This window comes from Novosphingobium resinovorum, from assembly GCF_001742225.1.
Lineage (GTDB): Bacteria > Pseudomonadota > Alphaproteobacteria > Sphingomonadales > Sphingomonadaceae > Novosphingobium > Novosphingobium resinovorum_A.
Genome location: NZ_CP017076.1, coordinates 1305841 through 1330995, shown reverse-complemented (window position 1 = coordinate 1330995; position 25155 = coordinate 1305841). Strand labels below are relative to the sequence as shown.

20 protein-coding genes are annotated in these 25155 nt (G+C 66.4%); 11 read left to right on the top strand and 9 right to left on the bottom strand.

The features are described 5' to 3' along the window. The first annotated feature begins 9 nt into the window (after nt 1-9). Both BES08_RS23235 and BES08_RS23230 read left to right on the top strand, forming a co-directional pair. On the top strand, nt 10-1029 hold the full coding sequence (locus BES08_RS23235; RefSeq protein WP_069709482.1) for an ABC transporter permease: 1020 nt from the start codon (nt 10-12) through the stop codon (nt 1027-1029). After that, complete coding sequence (locus BES08_RS23230) at nt 1023-1811, top strand: ABC transporter ATP-binding protein (protein WP_069709481.1); 789 nt, start codon at nt 1023-1025, stop codon at nt 1809-1811. Before BES08_RS23235 ends, BES08_RS23230 begins: the two co-directional genes overlap by 7 nt. Nucleotides 1812-1825: 14 nt before the next feature. Here BES08_RS23230 and BES08_RS23225 read toward each other — a convergent pair whose 3' ends face one another. The 5 genes from BES08_RS23225 to BES08_RS23205 form a co-directional block, all read right to left on the bottom strand. Next, nucleotides 1826-3676, bottom strand: a complete 1851-nt coding sequence (locus BES08_RS23225; protein WP_069709480.1) for a diguanylate cyclase — start codon at nt 3674-3676, stop codon at nt 1826-1828. Nucleotides 3677-3738: 62 nt separating this feature from the next. Then, a complete protein-coding gene (locus BES08_RS23220) occupies nt 3739-4494 on the bottom strand; it encodes an SDR family NAD(P)-dependent oxidoreductase (protein ID WP_069709479.1) in 756 nt (251 codons plus the stop codon). Continuing rightward, nucleotides 4491-4883: a hypothetical protein gene (locus BES08_RS23215; RefSeq protein WP_069709478.1), complete on the bottom strand. Its 393-nt coding sequence runs from the start codon at nt 4881-4883 to the stop codon at nt 4491-4493. The genes BES08_RS23220 and BES08_RS23215 overlap by 4 nt, the downstream gene beginning before the upstream one ends. A 6-nt stretch (nt 4884-4889) precedes the next feature. Next, the gene (locus tag BES08_RS23210; protein WP_069709477.1) at nt 4890-6800 is read right to left on the bottom strand and encodes a linalool dehydratase/isomerase domain-containing protein; all 1911 of its coding nucleotides are present in this window, start codon (nt 6798-6800) and stop codon (nt 4890-4892) included. A gap of 138 nt (nt 6801-6938) precedes the next feature. Continuing rightward, nucleotides 6939-9329, bottom strand: a complete 2391-nt coding sequence (locus BES08_RS23205; protein ID WP_231958344.1) for a TonB-dependent receptor — start codon at nt 9327-9329, stop codon at nt 6939-6941. 224 nt (nt 9330-9553) lie between these two features. Here BES08_RS23205 and BES08_RS23200 point away from each other — a divergent pair, with 224 nt between their 5' ends. From BES08_RS23200 to BES08_RS23185, 4 genes are all read left to right on the top strand, one after another. Next, a complete protein-coding gene (locus BES08_RS23200; protein WP_008829193.1) occupies nt 9554-10279 on the top strand; it encodes a GntR family transcriptional regulator in 726 nt (241 codons plus the stop codon). A gap of 225 nt (nt 10280-10504) precedes the next feature. Continuing rightward, nucleotides 10505-10837, top strand: coding sequence for an EthD family reductase (locus tag BES08_RS23195; RefSeq protein WP_036530173.1), 333 nt, complete (start codon nt 10505-10507; stop codon nt 10835-10837). Nucleotide 10838: 1 nt separating this feature from the next. Then, the gene (locus BES08_RS23190) at nt 10839-12047 is read left to right on the top strand and encodes an Rv3169 family protein (protein ID WP_008829191.1); all 1209 of its coding nucleotides are present in this window, start codon (nt 10839-10841) and stop codon (nt 12045-12047) included. Nucleotides 12048-12053: 6 nt separating this feature from the next. Next, nucleotides 12054-13037, top strand: a complete 984-nt coding sequence (locus tag BES08_RS23185; protein WP_036530171.1) for a phosphotransferase family protein — start codon at nt 12054-12056, stop codon at nt 13035-13037. Between the two features lie 9 nt (nt 13038-13046). Here the strand turns inward: BES08_RS23185 and BES08_RS23180 are convergent, their stop codons facing one another. Continuing rightward, entirely contained in the window at nt 13047-13727 is a 681-nt protein-coding gene (locus BES08_RS23180) for a Fe2+-dependent dioxygenase (RefSeq protein WP_036530185.1), read from the bottom strand. A gap of 24 nt (nt 13728-13751) precedes the next feature. Beyond that, nucleotides 13752-16094: a TonB-dependent receptor gene (locus BES08_RS23175; protein ID WP_036530169.1), complete on the bottom strand. Its 2343-nt coding sequence runs from the start codon at nt 16092-16094 to the stop codon at nt 13752-13754. Nucleotides 16095-16306: 212 nt separating this feature from the next. On the opposite strand from BES08_RS23175, the gene BES08_RS23170 reads away from it, so the two are divergent. Together BES08_RS23170 and BES08_RS23165 are read left to right on the top strand one after the other, a co-directional pair. Next, nucleotides 16307-17023 (top strand): response regulator, encoded by a 717-nt coding sequence (locus tag BES08_RS23170; protein WP_036530183.1) that lies wholly within the window; start codon nt 16307-16309, stop codon nt 17021-17023. Further along, nucleotides 17023-18417, top strand: coding sequence for an ATP-binding protein (locus tag BES08_RS23165; protein ID WP_036530167.1), 1395 nt, complete (start codon nt 17023-17025; stop codon nt 18415-18417). The genes BES08_RS23170 and BES08_RS23165 overlap by 1 nt, the downstream gene beginning before the upstream one ends. Here BES08_RS23165 and aroD read toward each other — a convergent pair. Further along, nucleotides 18404-19441 (bottom strand): type I 3-dehydroquinate dehydratase, encoded by a 1038-nt coding sequence (gene aroD, locus BES08_RS23160; protein WP_081799232.1) that lies wholly within the window; start codon nt 19439-19441, stop codon nt 18404-18406. The two genes, BES08_RS23165 and aroD, sit on opposite strands and share 14 nt — an antisense overlap. A 69-nt stretch (nt 19442-19510) precedes the next feature. Here aroD and BES08_RS23155 point away from each other — a divergent pair, with 69 nt between their 5' ends. Together BES08_RS23155 and BES08_RS23150 are read left to right on the top strand one after the other, a co-directional pair. Next, nucleotides 19511-20425 carry a LysR family transcriptional regulator gene (locus tag BES08_RS23155; RefSeq protein ID WP_008829184.1) on the top strand — a complete coding sequence of 305 codons (915 nt, stop codon included), beginning with the start codon at nt 19511-19513 and terminating at the stop codon, nt 20423-20425. Between the two features lie 162 nt (nt 20426-20587). Continuing rightward, entirely contained in the window at nt 20588-21946 is a 1359-nt protein-coding gene (locus BES08_RS23150) for an MFS transporter (protein WP_036530165.1), read from the top strand. A 188-nt stretch (nt 21947-22134) separates the two neighbouring features. Here the strand turns inward: BES08_RS23150 and BES08_RS23145 are convergent, their stop codons facing one another. Then, nucleotides 22135-24012 carry a bifunctional sugar phosphate isomerase/epimerase/4-hydroxyphenylpyruvate dioxygenase family protein gene (locus BES08_RS23145; RefSeq protein WP_036530163.1) on the bottom strand — a complete coding sequence of 626 codons (1878 nt, stop codon included), beginning with the start codon at nt 24010-24012 and terminating at the stop codon, nt 22135-22137. A 223-nt stretch (nt 24013-24235) separates the two neighbouring features. On the opposite strand from BES08_RS23145, the gene BES08_RS23140 reads away from it, so the two are divergent. Beyond that, nucleotides 24236-25147, top strand: a complete 912-nt coding sequence (locus BES08_RS23140; protein ID WP_036530161.1) for a pirin family protein — start codon at nt 24236-24238, stop codon at nt 25145-25147. Nucleotides 25148-25155 lie beyond the last annotated feature (8 nt).

Genomic DNA, 25155 nt, shown 5'->3' with positions numbered 1-25155 from the left:
GGACACGCCATGAGCAGCAGCGCCCTCGCCCTTTCGTCTGACAGCTTCGCCGCACGCAGTGAAGAGGTCGTCGAACCGGCTTCCCCGCGCGCTCCGGTGTGGCGAGGCGGCATTGTCGCAGCGCTGGCATGGGCCGCCGCCGCCGGGGTCACCTGGACGTGGCCGGATATCACGCCATGGTCGCGTTCGGGGCTTCTGGGTGCCATTGAGTGCACGTTGAGTGCCGCTCTCTGCCTCCTCGCATTCGCCGGAAATCGCGGCCGACTGGCGGCACTCCGGCCGTGGGATCGCTGGCTCGGCGCGGGTGCGGTGCTACTTACACTGTGGCAGATTTTGACCGCAAAGACCGCAATTCTGCCGCTTCCGTTCTTCCCTCCGCCCCAGTCGATCCTCGAAGTCTACACCGACGACAGCGCCCGATTGCTCGAAAGCGCGGCCCGTTCGCTGCTCCTGCTGCTGCCGGGCTATGCCATCGGCGGGGCGGTCGGTTTCGCCAACGGCGTCGCCATCGGCTGGTGGAAACGGGCGAGCTACTGGGGCCACCCGATCCTGCGCTTCGTCGGCCCGCTGCCCGCCACGGCATGGCTGCCGCTGGCATTCTTCGTGTTCCCCGGATCACAGAGCGCGAGCACCTTCCTGATCGCGCTGGCGACCGCCTTTCCGGTCGCGGTGCTGACGTCCTCGGGCGTGAAAGGCGTCAACGCGGCGTACTACGACATCGCCCGGACCCTGGGCGCGAGCGAGCGGTTCCTGATCCTTAAAGTGGCGATCCCGGCCGCGCTCCCGGACGTTTTCGTCGGCCTTTTCATGGGCCTCGGCGCATCGTTCGCCGTCCTGATCGTGGCCGAGATGATGGGCGTGAAGGCGGGGCTTGGCTGGTATCTCCAGTGGGCACAGGGGTGGGCGGCCTATGCCAACCTCTACGGCGCGCTGATCGTGATGGCGCTGCTGTTCTCGGGGCTGATCGCCCTCCTCTTCACCGTTCGCGACCGCGTGCTCGCCTGGCAGAAGGCAATCGTTCGATGGTAACTCTGGTCCATTCCCCCGCGACTACCGGCCTGTCCGTACAGGCCCGCGGCGTCCACCACGCCTTCGACACGCCCGGCGGCCCGCTGCCGGTGCTGGACGACGTCACCCTCGACATAGAGCCGGGCGAATTCGTCGCCCTGCTCGGCCCCAGCGGCTGCGGAAAATCCACGCTTCTGCGCCTGCTGGCGGGGCTGGAGGCGCCCTCCGAAGGCAAGCTGGGGGCAGACAAGGTCCGCATCGTCGGCCCCGATCCGTCGCGGCTGCTCGTGTTCCAGGACCCGACGCTATATCCATGGCGCAGCGTGCGCGGCAACGTCGCGCTCGGCCTAGAGGCGCAGGGCGTGGACCCGCAGGAAGCCGCCGCGCGGACCGACCGGACCTTGCGCCTAGTCGGCCTCGAAGGCTTCGAGCAGGCCCTGCCGAGCGAGCTTTCCGGCGGCATGGCCCAGCGTGCCGCGCTCGCCCGCGTGCTGGTGAACGACCCGCGCCTGCTGCTGCTGGACGAGCCCTTCGGCAAGCTGGATTCGCTGACCCGCATGACCCTGCAGACCGAAATCCTGCGCCTGTGGCGCGATGCCGGGTTCACTGTCCTACTGGTCACCCACGATGTCGAGGAAGCCCTGCTGCTGGCCCAGCGGATCGTCGTGTTCAGCCCCCGCCCCGCCCGGATCGTACGCGAGGTGGCGGTCGAGGAGCCCTATCCCCGCCGCCGCGACAGCCCGGCCCTGCAGTTGCTGCGCCGCGATATCCTTGCCTCGCTGGGCCATGCCCATGAGCTTTGAGGCGTGATGCGGCGTCAGCCCCCGACCGAAACCGGCATACCGCCGCCACGGCTGCGCTGGGTGGCGACGACGACGCGGTCGCGGCCGCCTTCCTTGGCGCGGAGGAGGGCAGCGTCGGCAGTGGTGATCAGCGCCTGGATCGGTCCGTGATGAGGATAGACCGCCATCCCCAGCGAGACCGTGACCGGCCCGATGGGCTGCCCCTCGTGCGTGAGGTCGAGCCCAGCCACGCGCTCGCGGATGCGCTCGGCCCGTTCCAGCGCCAGCGCCTCGTCCGCGCCGGGCATCAGCATCAGGAATTCCTCGCCACCGTAGCGCAGCGCCAGATCGTCCTCGCGCGCGCCGCCCGCGAACACGGCGGCGACGGTGCGGATGACGAGGTCCCCGGCATCGTGGCCGAAGCGGTCGTTGAGCCGCTTGAAATGGTCGATGTCCATCATCAGGCAGGCGATCGGCGTGCCTGATGCATCCGCCGTGGCGACCAGACGGCGCAGGGTATCGTCCAGTTCATGCCGGTTGCGTAGGCCGGTCAGCGGATCGAACAGCGCCTTTTCGTGAAGCACCTCGCGCAAGTTCAGGTTGGCGAGCGCGAGCCCGACCGTCTCGGACATCAGTTCGATGTAGACGCCGGTGGACTCGTCCGGCCCGTGGTCGGCCGCCAGGTTCTCCAGCACCAGCAGGCCGATCGTCTCGCCCTGCGCGGTCAGCGGTACGCAGATCGTCGCCCGGGCCGCTGACGGGGCCACGTGGCGGCACGGCACGTCGAGCATCTCCCCGCCGGGCGCATGGATCTGTCCGCGGCGCAGCGCCCAGCAGTCGTCCGGGCCGAACGCGGCATCGGTGCCCCGCGGCCCGCGCCCTTCCGCGCCGTCGCCATGCGACCCGCGCCACTCGGCCGCGCAGACCATCAGGTCCATGCGGTTGTCCAGGGTATAGAGCCGCCCGGCAAGCCTCGGCGCGATCTCGGGGGCGAACAGGCGGACGACAGCAAACAGGTCGCTCACGCTCTCGCAGCCCTGCAGGCGCTGGGTCATCCGCGCCAACAGGTCACGCACCGCCCAGTCGGCGTCGCGCTCGCGCTCCAGCCGCTGGCGTTCCAGTCCGTTCTCGCGGAAAATGCGGATGGCATGCGCCATGTCGCCGATCTCATCGACTTGCGAGAAGGCCGGGGTTTCCACGGTATAGTCCTGGTCGGCCAGTCGGTTGACGACGTCGCTCAGGGTCATGACCGGACGCAGGATACGCCGCTTCAGGATGAAGCCCAGCACCAGCAGGAACAGCGCCGCCGTGATCGCGACCATGGCTTCGGATACCGAGCGCAGCCGCTGCGACGCCTGGCTCGCCTGCTCGATGGAATCGTCCGAGCGTTGGTCGAGCATGTAGCGGAATCGGCCGATCAGGAAGCGAACGCGCTCCAGTTCGCGCTCGTATTCCGGTCCGAAGACGATGGCCCGTGCCGTGGCGTCGTCTCCGCGCCGGGTGGCGGCGATCGCCGCCTGCTGTTCGTCTTCCAGCGTTTTGGCCCAGCGCAGGCCCTCTTCCAGCGAGCGCAATTCCTGTTCGTTGGCGCCCCCGTCCTTGAGCTTCGCGACGCGCTGCTCGACCGTGCCGAGCGAGGCCAGCGTGCGCTGATAGGCAATGGCGTGGCTGGGATCGTCGGTCACCGCCGCCAGCCGCGCCTGGTCGGTCAGCTCCGACAAATCGTTCTCGATCTCGAAGGTAAGCTGGTCGAACAGGTCGCGCTGGCGCACCGCGGCGCGCTCGACCCGGTCGGCGCTTGAGGCCATGACCATCGTGACACCGGCCACGATGGTGAGGCAGACGGTCGCGCCGTAGGCCCAGTTGGTGATCGTCGCGATACGCATGGCCGGAAGCTAGGACGGCATGGTTACTTTTTGGTGCATCCCACCGAGAATTGGAACCACATTCACGCCATATGGCCACCGCAATTCGCGTGGATGACCTGCCCGGTGATCACCGAGGATCGCGCGGAGGCCAGAAACAGGAATACTTCGGCGATTTCCTCAGGTTTCGCGAGGCGGCCCAGCGGCAGGGCCGAGGTGACGGCGGCCACCGCGCCGGTCTTGTCGGTTGCCATCAGCGCCTTCACCGTTTCCGTCATCGTCGGCCCGGCCGAGACCGCATTGACGCGCACCAGCGGCGCGGCCTCCACCGCCATCGCGCGGGTCAGCCCCTCGATCGCGCATTTAGACGCGCCGTAGAGGGCCAGCCCCGGGGTGGGAAAGCGCGCGGCGGTGGACGACATGTTGACGATCGCGCCGCCCCGCGCCCGCAGTTCGGGCAGCGCCGCGCGGCACATCGCGAATGTCGCGCCGAGATTGCTGGCAAGGGTGCGGGCGTAGTCCTCGTCCCCGGTGTCCTCCACCAGTGCGGTCGGATACCAGCCCGCGACGTTGGCCAGCAGGTCGAGCCCACCCAGTTCGATCGCCGCCGCGACGGCCCGCGCCGCGACTTGCGCGTCGGCGGCATCGCCCGCGACGACCCGGACGTTCACGCCATGCGCTGCGGCGATGCGGCGGGCGACGTCCTCCAGCCGTGCCTCGTCGCGCGCCACCAGCACCACGTCGCCGCCGCGTGCGGCGAGCGCCTCGGCCAGCACCGCGCCGATCCCGCGCGAAGCGCCGGTGACGATGGCCACGCGGCCAGCGAATTCCCCGGTCATGACTGCGCCGACACCCGCTCGTTCCGGATTACCCTGCCGCTTTCGTCGATCACCATGCGCAAGGCATAGCGCTCTCCGGGCTTGCCGCAGTCCTCGCTATAGATGACCCGCTCTCCGCGGATCGCCGAGTAGGCCTGGTCGCCGAGGCGATAGAGGTGCGTGCCGTGCTCCGCGTAGACCCAGGTGCCGCCCGCCAGAAGCTCCACCGCCACGAGCGCGCCCAATGTCGCCCGCACCTTGGGCCTTGCCGACCACGCCCGCATCCGGCTGGGCAGCGTGTCGGCATCGTCGTACTCGCGGGGCGGGACCAGCCCTAGGAACACCGCCCAGCGCCGCAGCACCGCCATGATATGGGCGATCAGCAAGGCGGCGAGGATGCAGCAGGACATGGCGCGTCAGCTTACCGGAACCAGATGCAGTTCGCTGCGCATGTCGAGGTCGAACGCCAGCGCCGCCTTGCCGTCCGGACCGGCCTGCAGTTCCTGCCCGGTCTGCACCACGCGGTAGCGCGCGCCCGGCGCCAGCCGCGCGAAGCCGAGATCGACGCGCGCCGGGCCCTGCCCTGCCCGCAGCACCAGCGACAGGTCGCGCCCGTCGCTGACCGCACGGGTGACGATCGTTTCGGGATAGCGCGCCTCGGCCAGCAGCGGGCCGGTCTTCCACGCTTCGGGTAGGCCCTTGTTGACCATGTCGCGTACGGTGTTGCGGCGGGTCCAGGTCAGTGCGTCGGCCATGCCGGGGTTGTACTGCGCGTCGATGCTCTCGCGGGTGGCGCAGATGATCTCCTCGTCGCCCATCTCCAGCGCGGCCCACAGCACCATCGTCAGCGGGTTCAGTTCGGGCCACTGCGCGAACGAGAAGTTGGCGGGCTTGCGCGTGTCCCAGCCCAGTGGCAGCAGCTTGAAATCGAGCGTGCCGTCAGGGCGCCGGGCGATGAAGTCCTGCTTGAGCACCTGCCACAGCCGCTCCGCCTGATCGGGCGCGTGGGGGGTGAGGAAGCGGATACCCCATGTCTCGCCGAACAGGCCCGAGAGGCTGGGCACGGTGAAGCCGAAGGGCGACGAGGTGCAGACCTTCACCCGCCCGTCGGCCATCATCATTTCCTGCTCCATCGTCTGCTCGAAGCGGTCGCCGACCTTGCCGATCATGTCGGTGCCGTGGCGCGCATCGTGCAGTGCCAGCGCGGTGCGGCCCACGAGGTTGCACATCGAATAGATCCAGCGCGGCTCGCACGGGAACCAGCCGATGTCGTAGCGGCGGAAGTTCTTCACCACTTCGTCCATCAGCGTTTCGTGGCTGTAGGGGAACGCGGTCTTCTCGTCCCAGCGGAAGGTCAGCGCGTCCTTGCCCGCGAAGGGCGAGGTGCCGCTGGCCGTCTCGAACAGGCCGAGCGAGACGCCCATGAAACCCGACAGCATGATGTTGTCAGTGGCGACCGGGTTCTTCTCCAGCTTCAGGTTGCCCCACAGGCTTTCCCAGAACCAGTAGTTCCACGTCTTGCGGTCCACGTGCTTGCGGATCAGGTTTTCCTGCGCGGTGCTCAGGTAGCCGTGGAACGCCGGAAGCTGCGTGTACTGCCCGAAGGCGAGGTTCCACGACATCGTGCAGATCTGGTAGCGCAGCGCGCCGTCCTGCCAGGTGTCGCCCGTCGAGAAGCCGGTCCAGCTGTCCACCGGCTGCAGCGCGAGGTCGAGCATGCGGCGGTACTCGCCGATCTGGCCCTCGGGCATCTCGGGCCCGGCCTCCACCGGGGTTTCGCGCAGGATCGGCTCGGCCTTTGCGAGAACCCGGTTGAGTTCCTCGCCCCGCGCCTGCTGGCGAGCGAAGTGCGTGCGGCGTCTCAGCGCCATGACGCAGAACGCCGCCAGCACGCCAACGGGGAGCGCATATTCGACGAAGGCGACGCCGCCCCGCCCCTCGATCCACGCGGCGGAGAGCAGCGCGGTGCCGATCAGCACGCCGGGCGGCGCGATGATCGGGCCGCGCGCCCACCAGATGAACAGGATCACCGCGAAGGCCGCGATCGAGGCCAGCGCGCCCAGCACGCCGACCACCCCGCCCGCATAGAGGAACCCGCCGCCGGGGAAGATCAGCCCCAGCCCGAAGGCCTTCCACTGCGCGCTCATGCGCAGCACCACTGGCATTACCGCCAGCGCGAAGACCACCGCAAGGCCAAGATAGAAGCGCCGCAGCCGCCGCGCCGTCAACGGGCCGTGCGCGCGGTCACGCGGCGGGATCAGCGGGATCCGCGCCACGATGGGCGTCGGGCTGGCGACATGCGGCTGCTCGTAGGGCTGCGTGGCCATCGGTGCTCTCCATTGCGGCGTCTCGTTCGATCCGGTTGCCGGATTTGCGACGAATCGCCTGTCGTTATCGTAATACGATCTTGCCTATCCAAAAAGACCCCGCGGCCCTGAAGCAAGGGCCGCGGGGCAACGGAGAGGTCAGTAGCGCCAGCCGAGCTGGATGCCGTAAGTGCGCGGCATGCCGGTGAAGCGCGAGATCGAGGCGAGGTTGTCCTGGATGTTGGTCCAGTAGAACGTGTTGGTCACGTTGCGCACCCAGGCACCGATGCGGATCTTGTCGTCGTGCAGCTTCACACCCGCCCGCAGGTCGAGCAGCGCGTATTCCTTGATCTGGAAGCGGCTGTCGCGATCGACGTACTGCGTGTTGCTGTTCGCCAGCGCGCTGCTGGTCTGGCTGTTGTAAGTGACCGAAGCTCCGATATAGGCGTTGGCGCTGCCCACCGCCCAGTCGTACTGCGCATCGCCGATCGCGGTGATCGCCGGGGCATAAGGGAACTTCTGACCCGCAAAATCGTGCAGTTCGCCCAGCGCGTCGTAGCCGGTGAACTCGGTGATCTTGGTGTCGATGTAGGTCATGCCGGCGGAGATGCGCAGGCCGTCGGTGGGGCGCACGTCGATCTGCGTCTCGAAGCCGTAGACGCGGCTCTTGGGGATCTGCACCAGCCCGTCGAGGGTGCCGAACACCGGATCGGGCTTGCGGCCGCGCAGCTGCTTGTCCTTGTAGTCATAGTAGAACGCAGCGGCGGAAATTTCGGCCAAACCGTTGCCGAACGGGGCCTTCACGCCCGCTTCATAGGCGGTGACGGACTCCTGCTTGACCGGGGTATAACCGCTGTAGCTGGCGACCGAGGCGGTCGGGAAGCTGCCCGACTTGTAGCCCCGGCTGACACGGGCATAGAGCAGCATGTCGCTGTCGGTCTTGTAGTTGACGCCCGCGTTCCACGAGATGTTGTCTTCGTTGAGCTGGTCGAAGTCGGCCGGATCGAAGATCACCGGGAACGTCGGCGTGAAGGTCAGGCAGCCGCCGGGCTGGACATTGGTGCCGAAGATCGCGTTCCACCATGTCGCCGTGCCGCCACCGAAGTCGTTGGTGCAGCCCTCGAAGCTGCGCTTGGTGTTGGTGTAGCGCGCGCCGCCGATCAGGGTGAGCTGCGGGGACAGTTCGAACTCCACGTTACCGAAGGCGGCGTAGGACTTCACGTTCTGGCGTGAGTAGTTGAACGTCAGCTCACCATGCGGCGCGCCGGGGATCATGTAGAGCGGGTTGGCCGATGGGCCTTCGCTGAAGTTGTAGAACAGGCGATCGAACGTGCGCGAACGGTTGTAATTGCCGCCGACGATGACGTTGAGCGCACCATACTTGCCGGACAGGCGCAGTTCCTGCGCGAAGTCCTTGATGAAGCCGGTGGTGTTGGTGTCCACCGAGAACATCGTGGCGCCGTCGAAGTCCTGCACCGAATCCGTCTTGTAATCGGAATAGGCGGTCACCGAAGTCAGCGTCAGGTTCTCGTTCAGGTCGAGGTCGGCGCGGGCGCTGAGTTGCCAGAAGCGGTCGTCGCGCTTGGGACGGCGGCCGAAGATGCCGTAGCCCCAGTCGGCCGCGCGGGCCTTGTCCGGCGCGCGCGGATAGTCGCGGAATGCCGCGGCCTGCGGGCTGCCGCAGGTGCCTGCGGTGGATTCCGCGCAAGTATCCTCGACCAGCTGCGCGGCCTGGGTATCGCCCTTGTCGATCCAGCCATTGGCATTGAGCAGCAGGCGGAAGTTGCTGGTCGGCTCGATCGCCAACTGGAAGCGGCCCTGCAGCTGGCGCTTGCGGCCGAGACTGTCGTCGCGGGTGTAGCTGTACTGCCAGTCGTCGCTATGAACGCCGCGCACCGCGAGGCGCGCCTTGACGCCGTCGGTGATCGGGCCGCTGATGAAGGCGGTGGTGTCGATCTCGTTGAAGCGGCCGTAGCTGAGATCAAGACCGGCATCGAACACTTCGGTCGGCTTGTTGACCACGTAGTTGATCGCACCGCCGGTGGTGTTCTGGCCGAACAGCGTGCCCTGCGGACCTTTCAGCACCTCGACGCGCTGGATGTCGAACGCGGCGCCGCGCGTGGTGGCGCTGAACGGCAACGCCACTTCGTCGGTATAGACCGCGACGGTCGGCGAAGCGGACAGCGTCGTCTCGTAGAATCCGATGCCGCGCAGGGTATAGACCGGGGTGTTGAACGGCGAGGGCTGGACCGTCAGGCCCGGCACGATTTTGCCGAGGTCGGTGGGCGAGCTGATCCCGCGCTCCATCAGCGCCTCGCCCGACTGCGCGGTGATGGAAAGCCCGACGTCGTTGATCGACTGCTCGCGCTTGTTCGCGGTCACGATGATCTCGTTCGCCGATGCGCTCGGGGCATTCGGGGTGCTTGCAGTGCTGGCCGCATCCTGCGCCCATGCCGCATCCGCGCTGGCCAGGACCGTGAGCGATACTGCCCCCAGCAACATCCGCCCAACTGCGATTCGCCCAACTGTAATTGGATTGCCTGTCGCCATTTCAGTTTCCTCCCTCCTTGGAGCCACGAGGCGCGGGAATTTGCTTCCCTGCCGTCCGTCGTGGATTGGAGGTATTGCCGCCCTCACACCATCTGTCAATATCGTTCGACGATTTCGTGATATGAGACCGATCGATCATTTTGTATTGATGATGGACGAAACGCTTGTAGAGCAGTACGGATTGGAAGTCCGGGAGAGACCCGGCGGCACGAGTGAGCAGGACAATGGCTACGCGGTTGAAGGACATGGCAGACGAAACCACCCTCGATGCGGAGGCCATCAAGGTCGACGCCGGAAGCGCGGCCGACAAAGTCTCCGAAGCCATAATCCGGGGCATCCGCGCGGGCGTGTTCGTGCCTGGCCAGCACCTCGTCGAACCTGACCTGACGCAGCGGCTGGGGATCAGCCGGGGCTCGCTGCGCGAAGCGCTCAAGCATCTTGCGGCGGACGGCATCGTCACGCTCAACCGCTATCGCGGCGCCTACATCGCCACGCTGGACCGCAAGGCGGTGCTCGATCTGCTGCAGACGCTGGAGCCGCTCGCCTGCCTCGCCGCGCGACTCGCGGCCGAGCATTGCGACACCGACGAGAAGCGCCGCCAGATCGTCGAGGCCGCCAACGCCATCGACGAGGCCAACCGAAACCACAACCGCGCGCTTTATCTGGAGCAGCGCCGCCAGTTCTATTCGGTGCTCGTCGCGATCGGCGGCAACGGAGAGCTTGAGCGCGCGATGCCGCTCACCCGCACCGACCTGTTCCGCGCCCAGATCGAATCGATCCAGTCGGAAAAGCAGCGCGTGCGCCATGCCTCGGGCTACAGCAAAATCGCCAAGGCCGTCGCGGAGAACGCCGTCGGCGCCGCCGACCGCGCCGTCCAGCGCCACTTCGCCGGCACGCGCAGCACGATCGAGGAACTGCCCGCAGCGGCCTTCGCCAGCTTCGCGTCCTGAGCAGCTAACACACCGAAACCCCGTAGTCCCGGACCTGATCCGGGACCGCTGGCGGTGACCAACCCACCTGACGCCGAGGCGCCCGGCGCGATGGCGCTTGCCCGAAGACAGCTACCGGTCCCGGATCAAGTCAGGGACAGCGAAAAGCAGGCACGATTTTCTATAGACTAAATCGTCGGACGATTTAAACAGATCAGCGGGACAGGAACAGAAAGGCGAAGCGCGATGATTCGCATTCTCGCGGTCTATCCGAACGACGCTGGCAGCCGTTTCGACGGTGACTATTACCGGCACTGCCACGCGCCTTTCGCGCACCGTCTGCTGGCGCCGTTCGGGCTGGACAGCGTGCGCACGGTGCTGGGCGGAGCCGCGCTCGACGGTACGTCTCCGGCTTACTGGGCCGTCTCGGAAATGCTGTTCGCCACGCGCGCGGCCTTCGACGAGGCCATGGCGCAATGCGGCGCGGCGCTGTTCGCCGACCTTCCCAACTACACCACCGTCACCCCCGTCCTGCAGGTCGGCACGCTGGCGGAAGAAGACATCAAAGAGGGAGCCTGAAATGAATTCGACACTGCTGAACACGCCGGTGCGCTACGTGCGCAACGCGATGGAAGACATCGGCATGATCACGGCGCTCGACGAGCATCTCAACCACCAGATCGTCGATACGTTCGCCTCCGTCAGCACCTCCGAACAGAGCTGGACCGAGAAGATCTGGACCGCGATCGTGCGCAAGGACGGCACCATGGGCGTCGATTTCGGGCTCGGCCGCTACCATAACCGCGGCGTGCTTGACGGCTGGGCCGCGATCTCGCGCGGGAGCGAGCAGTGGACCGTGCGCGCCAACCGCGAATTGCGCGACGACCCGCTCGTCACCGAAGCCGGGCCGCTGAGCTACGAGGTCATCGAACCGCTGCGCCAGGTCCGCTTTGCCTGCGCCGCCAACGACCAGCAGCCGATCGCCTACGACATCACCTTCACCTCGGAAATGCCCCCGTTCTTCGAGGACCGCCACAAGCAACGCGAGAAGGACGGTTTCCGCATCGGCTCCGATGTGATCCGCTACCACCAGATCGGCACCCCCTCCGGCTGGATCGAGGTCGAGGGCGAGCGCATCGAGATCAACCCCGAGGAATGGACCCAGTACCGCGACCACTCCTGGGGCACCCGCCTCGACGTGGGCGCGCACAATGCCGACGTGCGCCCCACCTCCGACTTCGGCGACGTGAAGTTCGGCCAGGGCGAGTTCGTGCTGATCTGGAGCCCGTTCATGCTCGTCTCGCCCAGCGGCGAGAAAGTCGCCTATCACATGTACTTCCAGTCGAAGCAGGGGCGGATCTTCTACTCCTCGGGCTACCGCAACAACCCGGACGGCACGCAGGAGAAGATCGCCCGCGTGCGCCCCGAACTGCGCTTCGACGACCGCACCCGGCGCCTGCTCGGCGGCCGCCTCCACTTCGACATGCTGCAGGGCGGATCGCACACCATCGAGGTGGAAGTGGTGGGCACCTCGGGCGTCCACCTCGGCCCGGGCCTCTACCTCGGCTTCGACGGGCGCAAGCACGGTTCGTGGCACGGCCCGCTGACGGTCGAGGGCGAGAAGTTCGACGACACGCTCGACCGCAAGACGCTGGAGCGCATCCGCCAGTTGCGCGACTGCCCGATCAAGGTGACCGAGGGCGACTGGACCGGCTACGGAATCATGGAAACCATCATCCACGGCGCGCATCCCGAGCTTGGGCTGACCGCCGAAAACTCGCTGGTCTGAGCCGCCATGGCGCGCGATACCGACAAGCTGGCAGCCGGGCTTCGCGCCTGGCTGCCGCGCGGAAACCGGGTGACGGGGGTGAAGACCCTTTCCGCCGGCCATTCCAACGAGACTTATCTGGTCGAGGGAATCGACGAGATCCTGCGCATGCCCCCGTCCGAGGAGGGCCTGTTGCCGCCTTACGACATGGTGCGCCAGCACGCGGTGCTGAGCACCGTGTCCAAGGCCGCGCCGGGGGTGCCCCTGCCCCCGGTGCTGGAACTGTGCGACGATCCGCAGGTGCTGGGCGACCCGTTCTTCCTGATGGGCCGCATCGAGGGCGAGGCGTTCGAATATGCCGTGCCCGACTGGCTCACCGCCGACCCGGTCGAGGGCGCCGAAAGCGTCTGCCGCCAGTGGTTCGACGCGATCCTGGCGCTGCACCGGATGCCGGTATCGGCGATGCCGCCGGGTGGCCGCACCGTGCCGGAGGAAGCGCAGCACTGGCTGGACGTGGCGCGCGGGGCCGATTCCACGCCCGGTCTGGTCGCGGTGCTGGAGGATCTGGTGGCCCGCCCGCCGCGCACCTCCGGCACGCCCACGCCGGTCCACGGCGACCCCAAGCACGGCAACTGCATGTGGCACCGGGGGCGCATCACCGGGCTGCTCGACTGGGAGATGGCGCAAGTCTCAGAACCGCTGCTGGACCTTGGCTACGTGCTGATGTTCCACGATCAGGGCGAGGCGTCGCTGGCCAACGCCGGGTTCGAGCTGCCCGGCTGGTGGTCCGCCGGGCGCATGGTCGAGGAATGGGAGAAAGGCACCGGCCGCACCGCCGTCGACGTCGATCGTTATGCGGTGCTGGGTCAGGCCAAGGTGGCGGCGATCATCTCGGTCGGCGCGTTCCTGTTCGAGACGGGCCGCATCGCCGACCCGCGCTTCAAGGCCTTCGCGGCGCTGATCCCGTCCTACGTGGCGCTGCTGGAGAAACGGGCGATGGTTGCGGGCTGAGCCTTTTGATCAGACCTCGGCCCACTGCCGCAGCAGGTTGTGGTATACGCCGGTTAGTTGCACCAGCGCATCGGCATCGCCGCCGGTCTGGGTCAGGCGCTGGATCGCCACGTCCATGTCCAGCAGCATCTCGCGGCGCGCATCCTCGCGGACGACGCTCTGCACCCAGAAGAACGACGCCAGCCGCACCCCGCGCGTCACCGGCTCGACGCGGTGGATGCTGGTGCCGGGATAAAGCAGCAGCGAACCGGCGGGCAGCTTCACCGCATGGGTGCCGAACGCCCCGCGCACCACGAGTTCGCCGCCATCGTAGCTGTCGGGATCGGCGAGGAAGAGCGTCGCGGACACATCGGTGCGGACCCGCTCGCGCGTTCCGTTGATCGGGCGGATAGCGTTGTCGACGTGATACCCGAAATCGTGGCCCGGCGCATAGCGGTTGAACAGTGGCGGATAAATCCGCTGCGGCAGCGCCGCCGACATGAAGACGGCGTTGCCCGCCAGCGCCTCGAGAATCCGCTGGCCGAAACGTTCGGCCAGCGGGTGGGTCTCGGATAGCTGCTCGTTGCGCTTGGCCTTGGCCGACTGGGCACCGGCGGTCACCTTGCCGTCGAGCCAGTCGGCCTGTTCCAGCGCGCGGCGCATGGTGCCGACTTCGTCCGGGGTCAGGACGTCTGGGATTTCAAGCAGCATCATGCACTCCGGCAGCAGGTATGATCAGAACGCGAAGTCCACGCTGCCCGTCACCGTGCGGCCGGCGCCGGGGATGCCGTAGAGCTGGAAGCCATCCAGCGAGGCACCGATGCGCGACCAGTAGAACCGGTTGGTCAGGTTCTGCACGTTGAGGTTGGCGGTGACGTTGTCGCTGACATGCCAGCGAACGGCCGCATTCTGGACGATGTAGGAAGGCGCACGTTCCTCGTCGAGCGTGTAGATCGCATAGACGCCCGAAGGACCCATCGCATAGCTGGCGCTGTTGTTGAGGCCGCCGACGTACTTGTTGTTGGAATAGCGCCGATGGCCGACGTACTGCGCGCCGTAGCTCAGTTCGACTGCTGAGCCCAGCTTGTAGGACGTCCACAGGCTGCCGCTCCAGTCTGGCACGTTGGCAGCTTCCACGCCCTTGTTCACGCCCTTGGTGATCTCGCTCTTGAGGCGCGAGAAACTGGCGATGATAGACCAGCGCGGCGTGATCTCGCCGTGCGCTTCCAGCTCGAAGCCGTCCACCCGCTTGGAAGGCAGCGCGCGCACGGGAGAAGTATCGTCGGCGTTGTATTCCCACGAATCCGACAGTTCAGTGCGGAACACCGCGCCGGTGAGGGACAAGGCGCCGCCCATCAGGTCCCACTTGCTGCCGGCTTCCCAGGTCCGCGACTTGGCGGGCTTGAGCGCAGAAGTGGCCGCCGCGCCGTAGATGGTGTTGTTAGTGGTCAGGCCCACCGCCGAAGGCTGCGCCGCCTGGCTGTAGGACAAGTAGATCGCGCCCGCCTCGACCGGCTTGTAGACGAGGCCGAGGCGGCCGCCGATCGCGGTGTCACTGCGACTGGCGGTGACCGATTGCGCCTTGAAACGGTCGGCCCGGATCGCGGCCTGGACTTCCCAGCGATCGGCCAGGGTGATCGTGTCGTTGATGTAGATTCCCGCGCTTTCCACCTTGGCGCGCGCGTTGCCCGCGCCCTTTGTCACCGTGGTGGTGGCGAAGACCGTCTGCGGGTTGGCGAGGTCGAAGAACATGTCGCCTGCCGGTGCGAGCATGGTGCGCTCGTGGTCGCCGTAGTATTCGCGGAACAGTTCGATACCCGCCGTCAGGTCATGCTTGATGCCGCCGGTGTGGAAATGGGTCTTGATGTCGGTCTGGCTGTCGTAGATCTCGTAGCGCTTGGACGTACCGAAATCGTTGCCGCGCAGGTAGCCGTAAGCGCCGGTGTCGAGCGTGGTGTAATCGGTGTAGGAACTGACGCCCGCAACCGAAGTCAGCCCGCCGAGCCCCGCATAACCCAGCGTCGCGCATCGGGTGCCGGTGCAGGTCTTGTTGCCGTTGGCATCAGCCGCGGTGAAGCGGGCGGGCGAATAGACGCCCCAGTTGTCCGAGCGTTCGTAGCGCGCCTGGGTGCGGATCGTGGTCGCATCGGAGAAATCGTGCTCGAACTTGCCGGTCAGGCTGTCGACCTGGGTATGCTGCGCGTAGGAATTCGACGCGCCGTACCAAGCATCCTTGGGCACGCCCGGCATCCGCTGGCCGCCGGTGCCGCGCTGAATCGGCAGGCCGCCATCGGGGGTATTGTCGTCACGCTGGTGTAGGCCGTCGAGGTACAGGCGAGTGGACGTGCCGAGGCCCGTCGCCAGCGACACGGCGGCGCCGTAGCGCTCGTAGTCCACCTCGTTGCGACGCGCGACCTGGTTGTAATGCGACATGAGGTTGACGCGCACCGCCGTCGTATCGGTCAGCTTCTGGTTCACGTCCACCGTGGCGCGGCGATAGTTCTGGCTGCCGAGGCCGAACGATCCGCGATAGAAATCCTCCGCCTGTGCTTCCTTGCTCACCAGGTTGACGCTGCCGCCGACCGCCGAGACCCCGGATTCGACCGAGCCGGTGCCCTTGAAGACTTCGGCCTGCTGCATGTTGAAGATGTCGGTACGGCTCGACATGCCCCCGTCGCGCACGCCGTCCACCGTCACGCTCTGCTCGGAGGAGAAGCCCCGGATCGTGAAGAAGTCGCCCCAGCCCAGATTGCCCTCGCCCGAGGTAAAGGTGATGCCGGCGACGTTCTTGAGCACGTCCTGCAGGCTGAGCGCGTTTTGCTCCTTCATGGTCTCGCCGGTGATGACGCTCACGCTCTGCGGCGTATCGCGCAGCGGCTGCGTCATCTTGGGAGACTGCACCTTCTCCGGCTTGCGCCCGTTGACGATCATCGGCGCTTCCACCCGCACCGAGCCCAGCGAAACCGGCTCTTCCGCAGTCTGCGCCTCGGCCGGAACACTCAACATGCCGAGCATGCCCAGCGATGCGATGTGCGTGGTGGAAATCCGGCGGACGGTGCCGGACGAAACTTTCTTCATGGCTCACCCCTGATATAATGCGATGCATTCGCAATCGACAGCGCCCCTATCAGGTGGCAACAGCAGGTATACTGCGACACGGGTATATTTTTGTATTATTTCATAATGTTATGTCATGGAATGTAATCAATGAAGGCCTATTTCATTTCGTTACATAATTGCAGGACGTGGATATCGGCGAGCGCCGGCCCGGCGGATCGGGCAGACAGCCGATGAGCGACAGAATCCTCGTAGTCGATGACGATCCCGGCATTCGCGAGTTGCTGTGCGAGTATCTCAACGGCGCGGGCATGGTGGCCCATGCGGCGCAGGACGGTGCAGCGATGTGGCATTGGCTTGAGCACAACCGCGCCGACCTGATCGTCCTCGACCTGATGATGCCGGGCGTGGACGGGCTGGCCCTATGCAGGATGATCGGCGACCGCGCCCGCGTGCCCGTCATCATGCTGACCGCGCGCGGCGCGCTGATCGACCGGATCATCGGGCTGGAGATGGGCGCGGACGATTACATGCCCAAGCCCTTCGACCCGCGCGAACTGCTGGCGCGCATCAAAGTCGTGCTGCGCCGCACCCGCCAGTTCCCGCCGGACAACCAGGTGGACGAAGTCGGCCTGCTGCAGTTCGCCGGATGGCGGCTCGATACCCGGCGCAATCGGCTGACTGCACCCGATGGCGATGCCGCGCAACTGGGCGGATCGGATTACCTGATGCTTCGCTTGCTGCTCAGCCACCCGCACCGCACCCTCAGCCGCGATTATCTGGCGGCGCAGGTCTACGGCAAGGAGCGCGATCCGCTGGACCGTTCGGTCGACGTGTGCATCAGCCGCCTGCGCCAGATGCTGGGAGAGGACGTGCGCAGCCCCCGCATCATCCGGACCGTGCGCAACGGTGGTTATGCACTGGCGGTCGATGTGGTCGTCGAGGGGTGATGCGCTGGGCTCCATGGCGCTGGCCGCACTCGCTGTCGGGCCGCATGGCCTGCATCCTGATCGCCGGACTGTTGGCGGCGCAGGCGCTGACCAGCACGATCTGGTTCGATCGGCGGCACAGCGAACTGATCGACCTACCCTTGCGGGTCCTCGGCGTACAAGTGGCGGATACGATGAAGCTGTTCGAGGCGCAGCCCGAGGCGGAGCGCGTGAGGACGGCCGCGCGCATCGCCGGTCCCGCTTTCCAGCCCACGGTGCTGACCGCGCCGCCCGCCGACTTGCCCCCGCCGCACCAGCGTTCCCAGACCGAGCGCCTGATCCAAAACGTCGCGCAGGCCCGTTACGGTCGCCCCCTCTACGTCTGGGTACAGGAAATGGAACTGCTCGGCGATGAGGGGCAGACCGCGGGGACATGGTCGATGCTCGATGCGCGGGCGCCATCGGTGCGCTACAGCATAGTCGTTCACGTCCCCGGCAGGCCGGTGTGGCTGCAAGTACGCGGCGTCGAAGGAGAAAACGGCGCCGACACGCATCGCCTCGGCACGATCGCGGACTATTTCCTGCGCATCTACCTGGTGCGTATCCTGATCGTCGTACTGATCGCGCTGTTCGCGGTGCGCATCGCGATGCAGCCCCTCGCCCGCATGACGCTCGCCGCCGAAGCTCTGGGCAAGAACATCAACAGCCCGCCGCTCGACACCCAGGGACCGGTCGAGGTGCGCCGCGCGGCAGAAGCGTTCAACCGGATGCAGTCCCGGCTCGTGGAGATGCTGGCGGAACGCTCGCGCTTTCTGGCGGCGGTGTCCCATGACCTGCGCTCGCCGATAACGCGCCTGCGCCTGCGCACGGAGATGCTGGCAGACGAATCTCAACGCGAGAAATTCCGCTCCGAACTGGCAGACATGGAAGCCATGATCGACGACACGCTGACGTTCATGCAAAGCGGTGAACCCGAAGGGATCAGATCGACGGTCGACGTGAACAGCCTCGTGATGGTTCTGGCCCAGAACATGCGGGAGACCGGCGCCACCGTCACCGTTACCGGCAAGGCGGCCGCGCCGCTGTCCTGCTTCCGGTTGAGCCTTCAGCGCTGCATCCAGAACATAGTCGAGAATGCGGTACGTTACGGCGGGCGGGCCGATATCGCGATTTCGGATTCCGACAAGGCCCTGGAGATCATCGTGACCGACGATGGGCCTGGCATCCCGGAAGCCGAAATTGCCCAGGTGTTCGAACCATTCTATCGGCTCGAACACTCCCGCAGTTCGGTCACCGGAGGCTTCGGGCTGGGCCTGAGCATCGCCAACGCCATCGCTGCTGCGCACGGCGGCTTCGTGCAGATTACCAACCGGAACGAGGGCGGCATCAAGGCACGCATCTTTATCCCGCGATAGCGTCGTGCACGATCGCCAGGGTATCGCGCAACTGGGCGACCTTGACCTGACCCGGCGCCGAGGGATCACCAAGCGCCCCGAAGCTGAGCGCGGAACCAAAGGCTTCGCCCGCCAGACGGGACACCGCGCCGATGCCGCCCATCGCCATCGTCACCAGCGGACGGTCGCCATGATCGCGGCGCATGATCCAGGTCGCTTCCAGCAGGCGAAGCAGGTCGCCGGTATCGTGCGGCATCACTGCGAGCTTGCAGATATCCGCGCCCAGCGCCTGCTGTTGGCGCAGGAGCCCGACCATCAACTCCACCGAGGGGGTCACCGCGAAATCGTGGTGGGAGAGGATCACTTTTCGCCCCGCCGCCTGCACGCTCGTCCTGAGCGCGGCGACGGCCGGATCGGATAGCAGCGCCGCTTCGATATCGAACAGATCGCCCGCGCCGGTCTGCAGGATCGCCTGATAGACCGCCGCGTATTGCGCGGGCGCGATGGCCTTCTGGCCGCCTTCCGCCTTGGTCCGGAACGTCACTACCAGCGGCTTGCCCTTGATAGCGTCGGCCACGGGTCGCATGGTCGCGGCGACCACCTGCGGGTCGAGCGCCCGATCCAGGAAGTCGATACGGTATTCGACGACATCGACTTCGCCCATGCTGCCCAGCAGGCGCGCGCGGGAGAGCACCGCATCCGGCGTCATCTCGATCAGCGACACGATCGTCTTCGTCCGCCCCGCGCCGATCTCGACATCGCGAATCACGATGGGACGGGTGCGAACCGGCACCTTCGTCCCGGAAGTGGAGGCGGGCGTGGCGGCCACAGCACTGGCACCGATAGTCGGCAGGATACCCGCCACGGCCCCGAGGGCGAGAGCCTGTCGGCGCTGCATCAAAGGCATATTCATTCTCCGCGAGTGTTTCGGCCCGATCTTGTGGTCGGGATAGCTGTGTACTAAATGGTACACGTTCATAATGGAAGTCTCCCGGCCATCGTTTTTTTGTGTGGCCGGGCAGGCCGCGAGGAGTGCTTTGCCCATGAACCTGACCTGCCCCGGCGCGCGGCAAGATCGCTTGTCGCCTCGTCCTGCGATCGGCTAGGCTGGCGCATGTTGACGATCCGGCAGATCGAGATATTTCACGCCGTCATGATCACCAAGACGGTGAGCGGCGCGGCGCGCATGCTGGGCACGTCGCAGCCCGGCCTCAGCCGCATGATCGGGCACATGGAAGACAAGCTGCGCTTTCGCCTGTTCGACCGCACGCGCGGCCGCCTTCTGCCGACGCCCGAGGCGCAGGCTCTGTTTCAGGAAGTGGAACACGTTTTCAAGGGCTTCAGCGATCTCGAATACGTGGTGCAGCGACTGGCCAAGGGCGTCGATCGCACGTTCCGGGTCGGCGCATCGCCGTCGCTGGGCCATTCGGTGGTGCCCCAGATGCTCTCGCGGCTGACCGGGAATTATCCCGAAGTCACCATCCAGTTCGATATCCTTTCGGTGGAGCAGGCGGTGGACTGGCTGGCCCTGCAGCGCGGCGACTATGCACTGACGGTGTTTCCGATCGATCATCCCAACGTGCTGTCGAGCCGGATCGGCACCGGCCGCATGGTCTGCGCGGTGCCCGCCGGGCACCACCTCGCGGACCGCCCCCGCATCACCCTCGCCGATATCCAGGGAGAGCGAATCCAGTCCTTCCGCAAGGAAACGCCGCACGGGCAGATCATCGCCCGCATGTACGAGGAAGCGGGCGAGGAACTGGACGTCGCGACTTACGTGCGCTTTGCGGAGACCGCGGTGGCCTTCGTCGCCAACGGCATGGGCGTCGCGCTGGTGGACAGCTTCACGGCGATGCAGGCCCATGCCGATTCCGTGCGCTTCCTGGAATTCGAGCAACCGGGCACCCTGCCCGTCTACGTCAGCCGCAACCTAGAAATCGCGCGAACGCTGGTAGGGGAGACGTTCGAGGAGATCGCGCGCAACATTCTCATAGCCCTTCCGCGATCGGCAGCGCATTCTCATCCATAACATAACGGCATGCCGAACATCATTGCGTGCACTGCGAGAATTGCGCCGTTGCCGTTACGACATGATCCGTTAAGGACCGCCACGACAGCCGGACGTATTCCAAGACCGGGCGGGCACAGGCGCAAAGCAAGCGCCGCGAAGAGGATGGAGAAGGGCGTTACCATGGCCAGTTATTCCGCCGCAGGATCGGTGTCCGTGCGTCCCTACGTCACCGTGAACGGCCAGCCCGCCGACGCCAAGGTAACGCATGGGGAAGACAACTGGTCGGCCCGTCAGGTGCTGATCGTGGCGATCTGCTTCCTGCTGAATATGCTCGACGGGATGGACGTGCTGATCCTGTCCTACATCGCCCCGGCACTGTCGGCGGACTGGCGCATCAGCCCGGAAAACCTCGGCGTCGTCTTCAGTGCCAGCCTTGCGGGAATGGCCGCCGGCGGCCTGCTGGTCGCCCCGCTTGCCGACAGGTTCGGACGCCGCAAGCTGATCCTCGCCTCGCTGATCATGATGGCGACGGCGATGTTCGGCTCTGGCCTCGCGACATCGGTGACCGAACTGCTCATCACCCGCTTCATCGTCGGCATCGGCATCGGCACCGTCCTCGCCAGCATGGCGGCGCTGACCGCCGAGTATGCACCCGCGCGCCATCGCACCTTCGCGGTCGGCTTCCTGCAGGCAGGCTACCCGGTCGGCGCGACCCTGACGGGGTTCCTCGTCGCGCAGCACATCGAGGCGCACGGCTGGCAGGCGATGCTGCTGGGCGCGGCGACGCTGTGCCTGATCTCGATCCCGCTGGTCTTCGCCTTCCTGCCCGAATCGGTGGACTTCCTGCTCACCCGCCAGCCCGCCAACGCGCTGCAGCGGGCCAATCGCCTGCTCGTCGCCATCGGCCGCGCCCCGCTCGAGCGCCTTCCCGAGCGAGCCGAGGCCCAGGCCGAGCGTGTCGGCCTGCGCGGCCTGCTCGGCGAGGGCCGCGCGGCCAGCACGATGCTGCTGTGGCTGGCGATCACCTTCAGCTTCATGACGCTCTACTTCGTCATCAGCTGGATTCCCAAGCTCGCCGTCGAGGCCGGCCTTCCGGCCAAGGATGCGATCTATGCCGGAGCGATCTACAACATCGGCGCCTTCATCGGCATCTCCTCGCTCAGCTATGTGGCCATGCGCGTCGATCTGCGCCGCCTGATCCTGGGCTACATGGTGCTGGCGGCAGGTGCGCTGGTGGTATTCGGTTCCGTCGCCATGCCGCTGGCGGCAACGCTTCTGACCGCCTTCCTCATCGGCGTCTTCGTGCAGGGCGGCTTCAATGGCTGCTATCCTCTGGCGACCAGCCTTTACCCCGCCGAAGCGCGCAGCACCGGGCTCGGCTGGGCGATGGGCGTGGGCCGCATCGGCGCGGTGATCGGCCCGATGCTGGGCGGCTTCCTGCTGGCCGAGAAGGTTTCGCTGCCCGTCATCTTCGCGATCTTCGCGGTGCCGGTGGTGCTCGCGGGCCTGTGCGTCTCACTGATCCGCATGCCAAAATAGCCGTCATTGCGAGCGCAGCGAAGCAATCCAGGGCGGTTCGAGCGGCCCTGGATTGCTTCGCTGCGCTCGCAATGACGAGCAACAATCTGATGTCATCGTACTCCAGGTTCGCCAACCGGAGACGAAAAAGCAAAACCCCGGAGCAGCCTGACGCTGCCCCGGGGTTTTGCTGTGTCAGTGCAGAAGGCTCACTCCGCCCCGACCGTCGCCCCGCGATAGCGGTTCTGCGCGGCCAGCCGCACCCCGGCATTCGCAGCGCCGTAACCGACATAGGCCGCCGCCCGTTCCACGAATTCGAAGAAGAACAGCTTGTCGAACGCGCGGCTGTAAAGCTGCCGATAGGAATTGCCCTCGAAATCCTCGTCGTAAAGCATATGCGCCTCCGCCATCGCCGCGACCACATCGTCCGCCAGCCCGAAGCGGGCGGCCAGATCGTCATAGTAGTTGGCGGGCACGTCGAGCATCGCGGCACCGCGTGCCTGAAGCGCCCGCGCCGTGGCGACCATGTCCTCGCTGGTCAGTGCGACATGCTGGAAACCGCCTCCCAAGCCCTGCGCGAGGAACCGCGAGGACAGGGTCTCGCGCGCGTCCGATGCGTTGAGCGTGAGGCGGAAGGCGCCGTCGGGCGACTGCAGCGCCTGACTGTGCACGAGGCCCGCCGGGTCGATCACGTCCTGCGCGTCGCGCCCCTCCAGCCCGAACAGCGCGCGCCAGTAGAGTTGCCACGACAGGAATTCGTCGTTGTGGACGACGGCGGCGAGATGGTCGATGCCGCGCACCCCCGCATCGCCGGACACCTCGGTGTTTTCGACCGGCTCGAACTCGCGCGCCCACAGCGCTTCAGCGCCGGCATCCTCGACGAGATAGACCAGGCTACCGCCGACGCCGCGCAGTGCGGGCATCGCCATGCGACCAGGACGACCCTCGGGCCGATAGGCGCGAATGCCGAGCGCGGCGGCGCGGTCCATCACCGCCTGCGCATCGTTCACCCGCACCCCGATCGCGCAGATCGAAGTACCGTGAACGATCCGGTACGACTGCGCAAAACCGCGCGGCTCCGCATTGACCACCAAGTTGACTTCGCCCTGCCGCCAGCGCGTGACCTTCTTGGTGCGATGCGTGGCGGTCCGCGCGAAGCCGAGCGTCTCGAGCGTATCGCCCAGCCGCGCCACGTCGTTCGTACCTGCGGTGAACTCGACGAACTCCGCACGCAGCGGCGCCTGCGGGGCGGGCATCGCGGTCGGCTCGCCCAGCACGCGCAGCGCGGCGTCGCGGACGTATTCGAGCGAGCGGTGCCCGTCCTCGGCGATCAGTTTCGTGGAGATCGAACGGAAGCGGTCGTTGAAGATCTCCAGCGACAGCGGGCCGTCGTAGCCGGTGCGCAGGATCTCGGCCACGTAGCGCGCCAGATCGAAGCCGCCCTGTCCGGGCAGGTTGCGGAAATGGCGGCTCCAGTACAGCAGGTCCATATCCAGCAGCGGCGCATCGGCAAGCTGGACGTAGACGATCTTGTCGCCTGCGATCTCACGGATGCTTTCGCTGGGAATCCCGCGCGACAGCGAGTGGAAGCTGTCGAGGATGATGCCGATCGCCGGGTGGTCCACCGCCTTGACGATCGACCAGACGTCGCGGTGATCGTTGACGTGCCGCCCCCAGGCCAGCGCCTCGTAGCCGACGCGGATGCCGCGCTTCGCGGCGCGCTCGCCAAGGTCACGGAAGTCGTCGACGATGCGCTGGCGGTCGCCCAGCGATGCGGGCGAACAGTTCGAGCATACCAGGATGCGGTCCGTGCCCAGCGCTTCCATCACGTCGAACTTGCGCTCCGCCCGGTCGAGCGCGCGCTGCCGCAAGTCTCCGGGCATGCCTTCGAAATCGCGGAACGGCTGGTAGAGCGAGCAGGAAAGCCCCGCGTCTTCCATCAGCCTGCGCACTTGCTGGGGCCGCAGCGCCGAACCGATCAGGTCGTTCTCGAATATCTCGACGCTCTGGAAACCGGCCTGCGCGGCGGCGGCCAGCTTTTCCTCGAGAGTGCCGCGCAGCGACACGGTGGCAATGGCGTTATGCATCGAAGGCTCCGCTGGATAGGGTCCATCCCATATCTGCGCAGCGAAGGGCGACTTTAAGCACCTGCGGAGCCGTCATTCATAGCATTTGGTTATAGGCACAGGCTTTTCGAGATATTCGAACGTTCCGTGCTATATTTTTCGCCTGAATGGAATTCCCTGATCAGGGTATCTGAAGTGGAAAGGGCAGCCCCCCGCCCCCCAACCGCGATCAAGGACCGACCCCATGACGATTCAGACTTCACTCGCGCCGGAACTCGATATCGAAGGCGTCGAGCAAGTCATCCTGCCGCCGGTGCGCGACCTGGGTGACGGTTTCCAGGTCCGCCGCGCTTTGCCCAGCGCGCAGCGCCGGATGGTCGGCCCGTTCATCTTCTTCGACCAGATGGGCGAGGCGGTGTTCCGCAGCGGTGAGGGTCTGGATGTCCGTCCGCACCCGCACATCGGTCTTTCGACCGTGACGTACCTGATCGAAGGCGAAATCCTACATCGCGACTCGGTCGGCTCGCTGCAGGCGATCCGCCCCGGCGAGGTGAACTGGATGACCGCGGGCAGCGGTATCGTTCACTCCGAGCGCACGTCCGCGGAAAACCGCGCCAGCGGCGGCAAGCTGTTCGGCCTGCAGACCTGGGTGGCCCTGCCGAAGGAAGCGGAGGAGACGGCTCCCGCCTTCTCGCACCACAAGGCGCACGAAATCCCGTTCACGGAAGATGCGGGAACCCGCCTGACCCTGATCGCGGGCAGTTCGGACGGTATGACCTCGCCGTTGAAGACCTGGTCCGACATGGTCTATGCCGACATCGCCATGCAGGACGGAGCACGCTACCGCGTCAAGGCCGAGCATATCGAGCGCGCGATCTACGTCGTTTCAGGCGCGGTCGAAGTCGAAGGCCAGACCGGCACTTTCGCGGCGGGCCAATTGGTCGTGTTCAAGCCCGATGCCGAACTCGTGCTGCGCGCCAGCGGCCCTGCCCGACTGATGCTGCTGGGCGGCGAGCCCCTTCCCGAAAAGCGCCATATCTTCTGGAATTTCGTCTCGTCCTCCGCCGATCGCATCGAGCAGGCCAAGGAGGACTGGCGCGAACAGCGGTTTGCCCCGGTGCCCGGCGAGCACGAATTCATCCCGCTTCCGGCTTGAGGAGAACA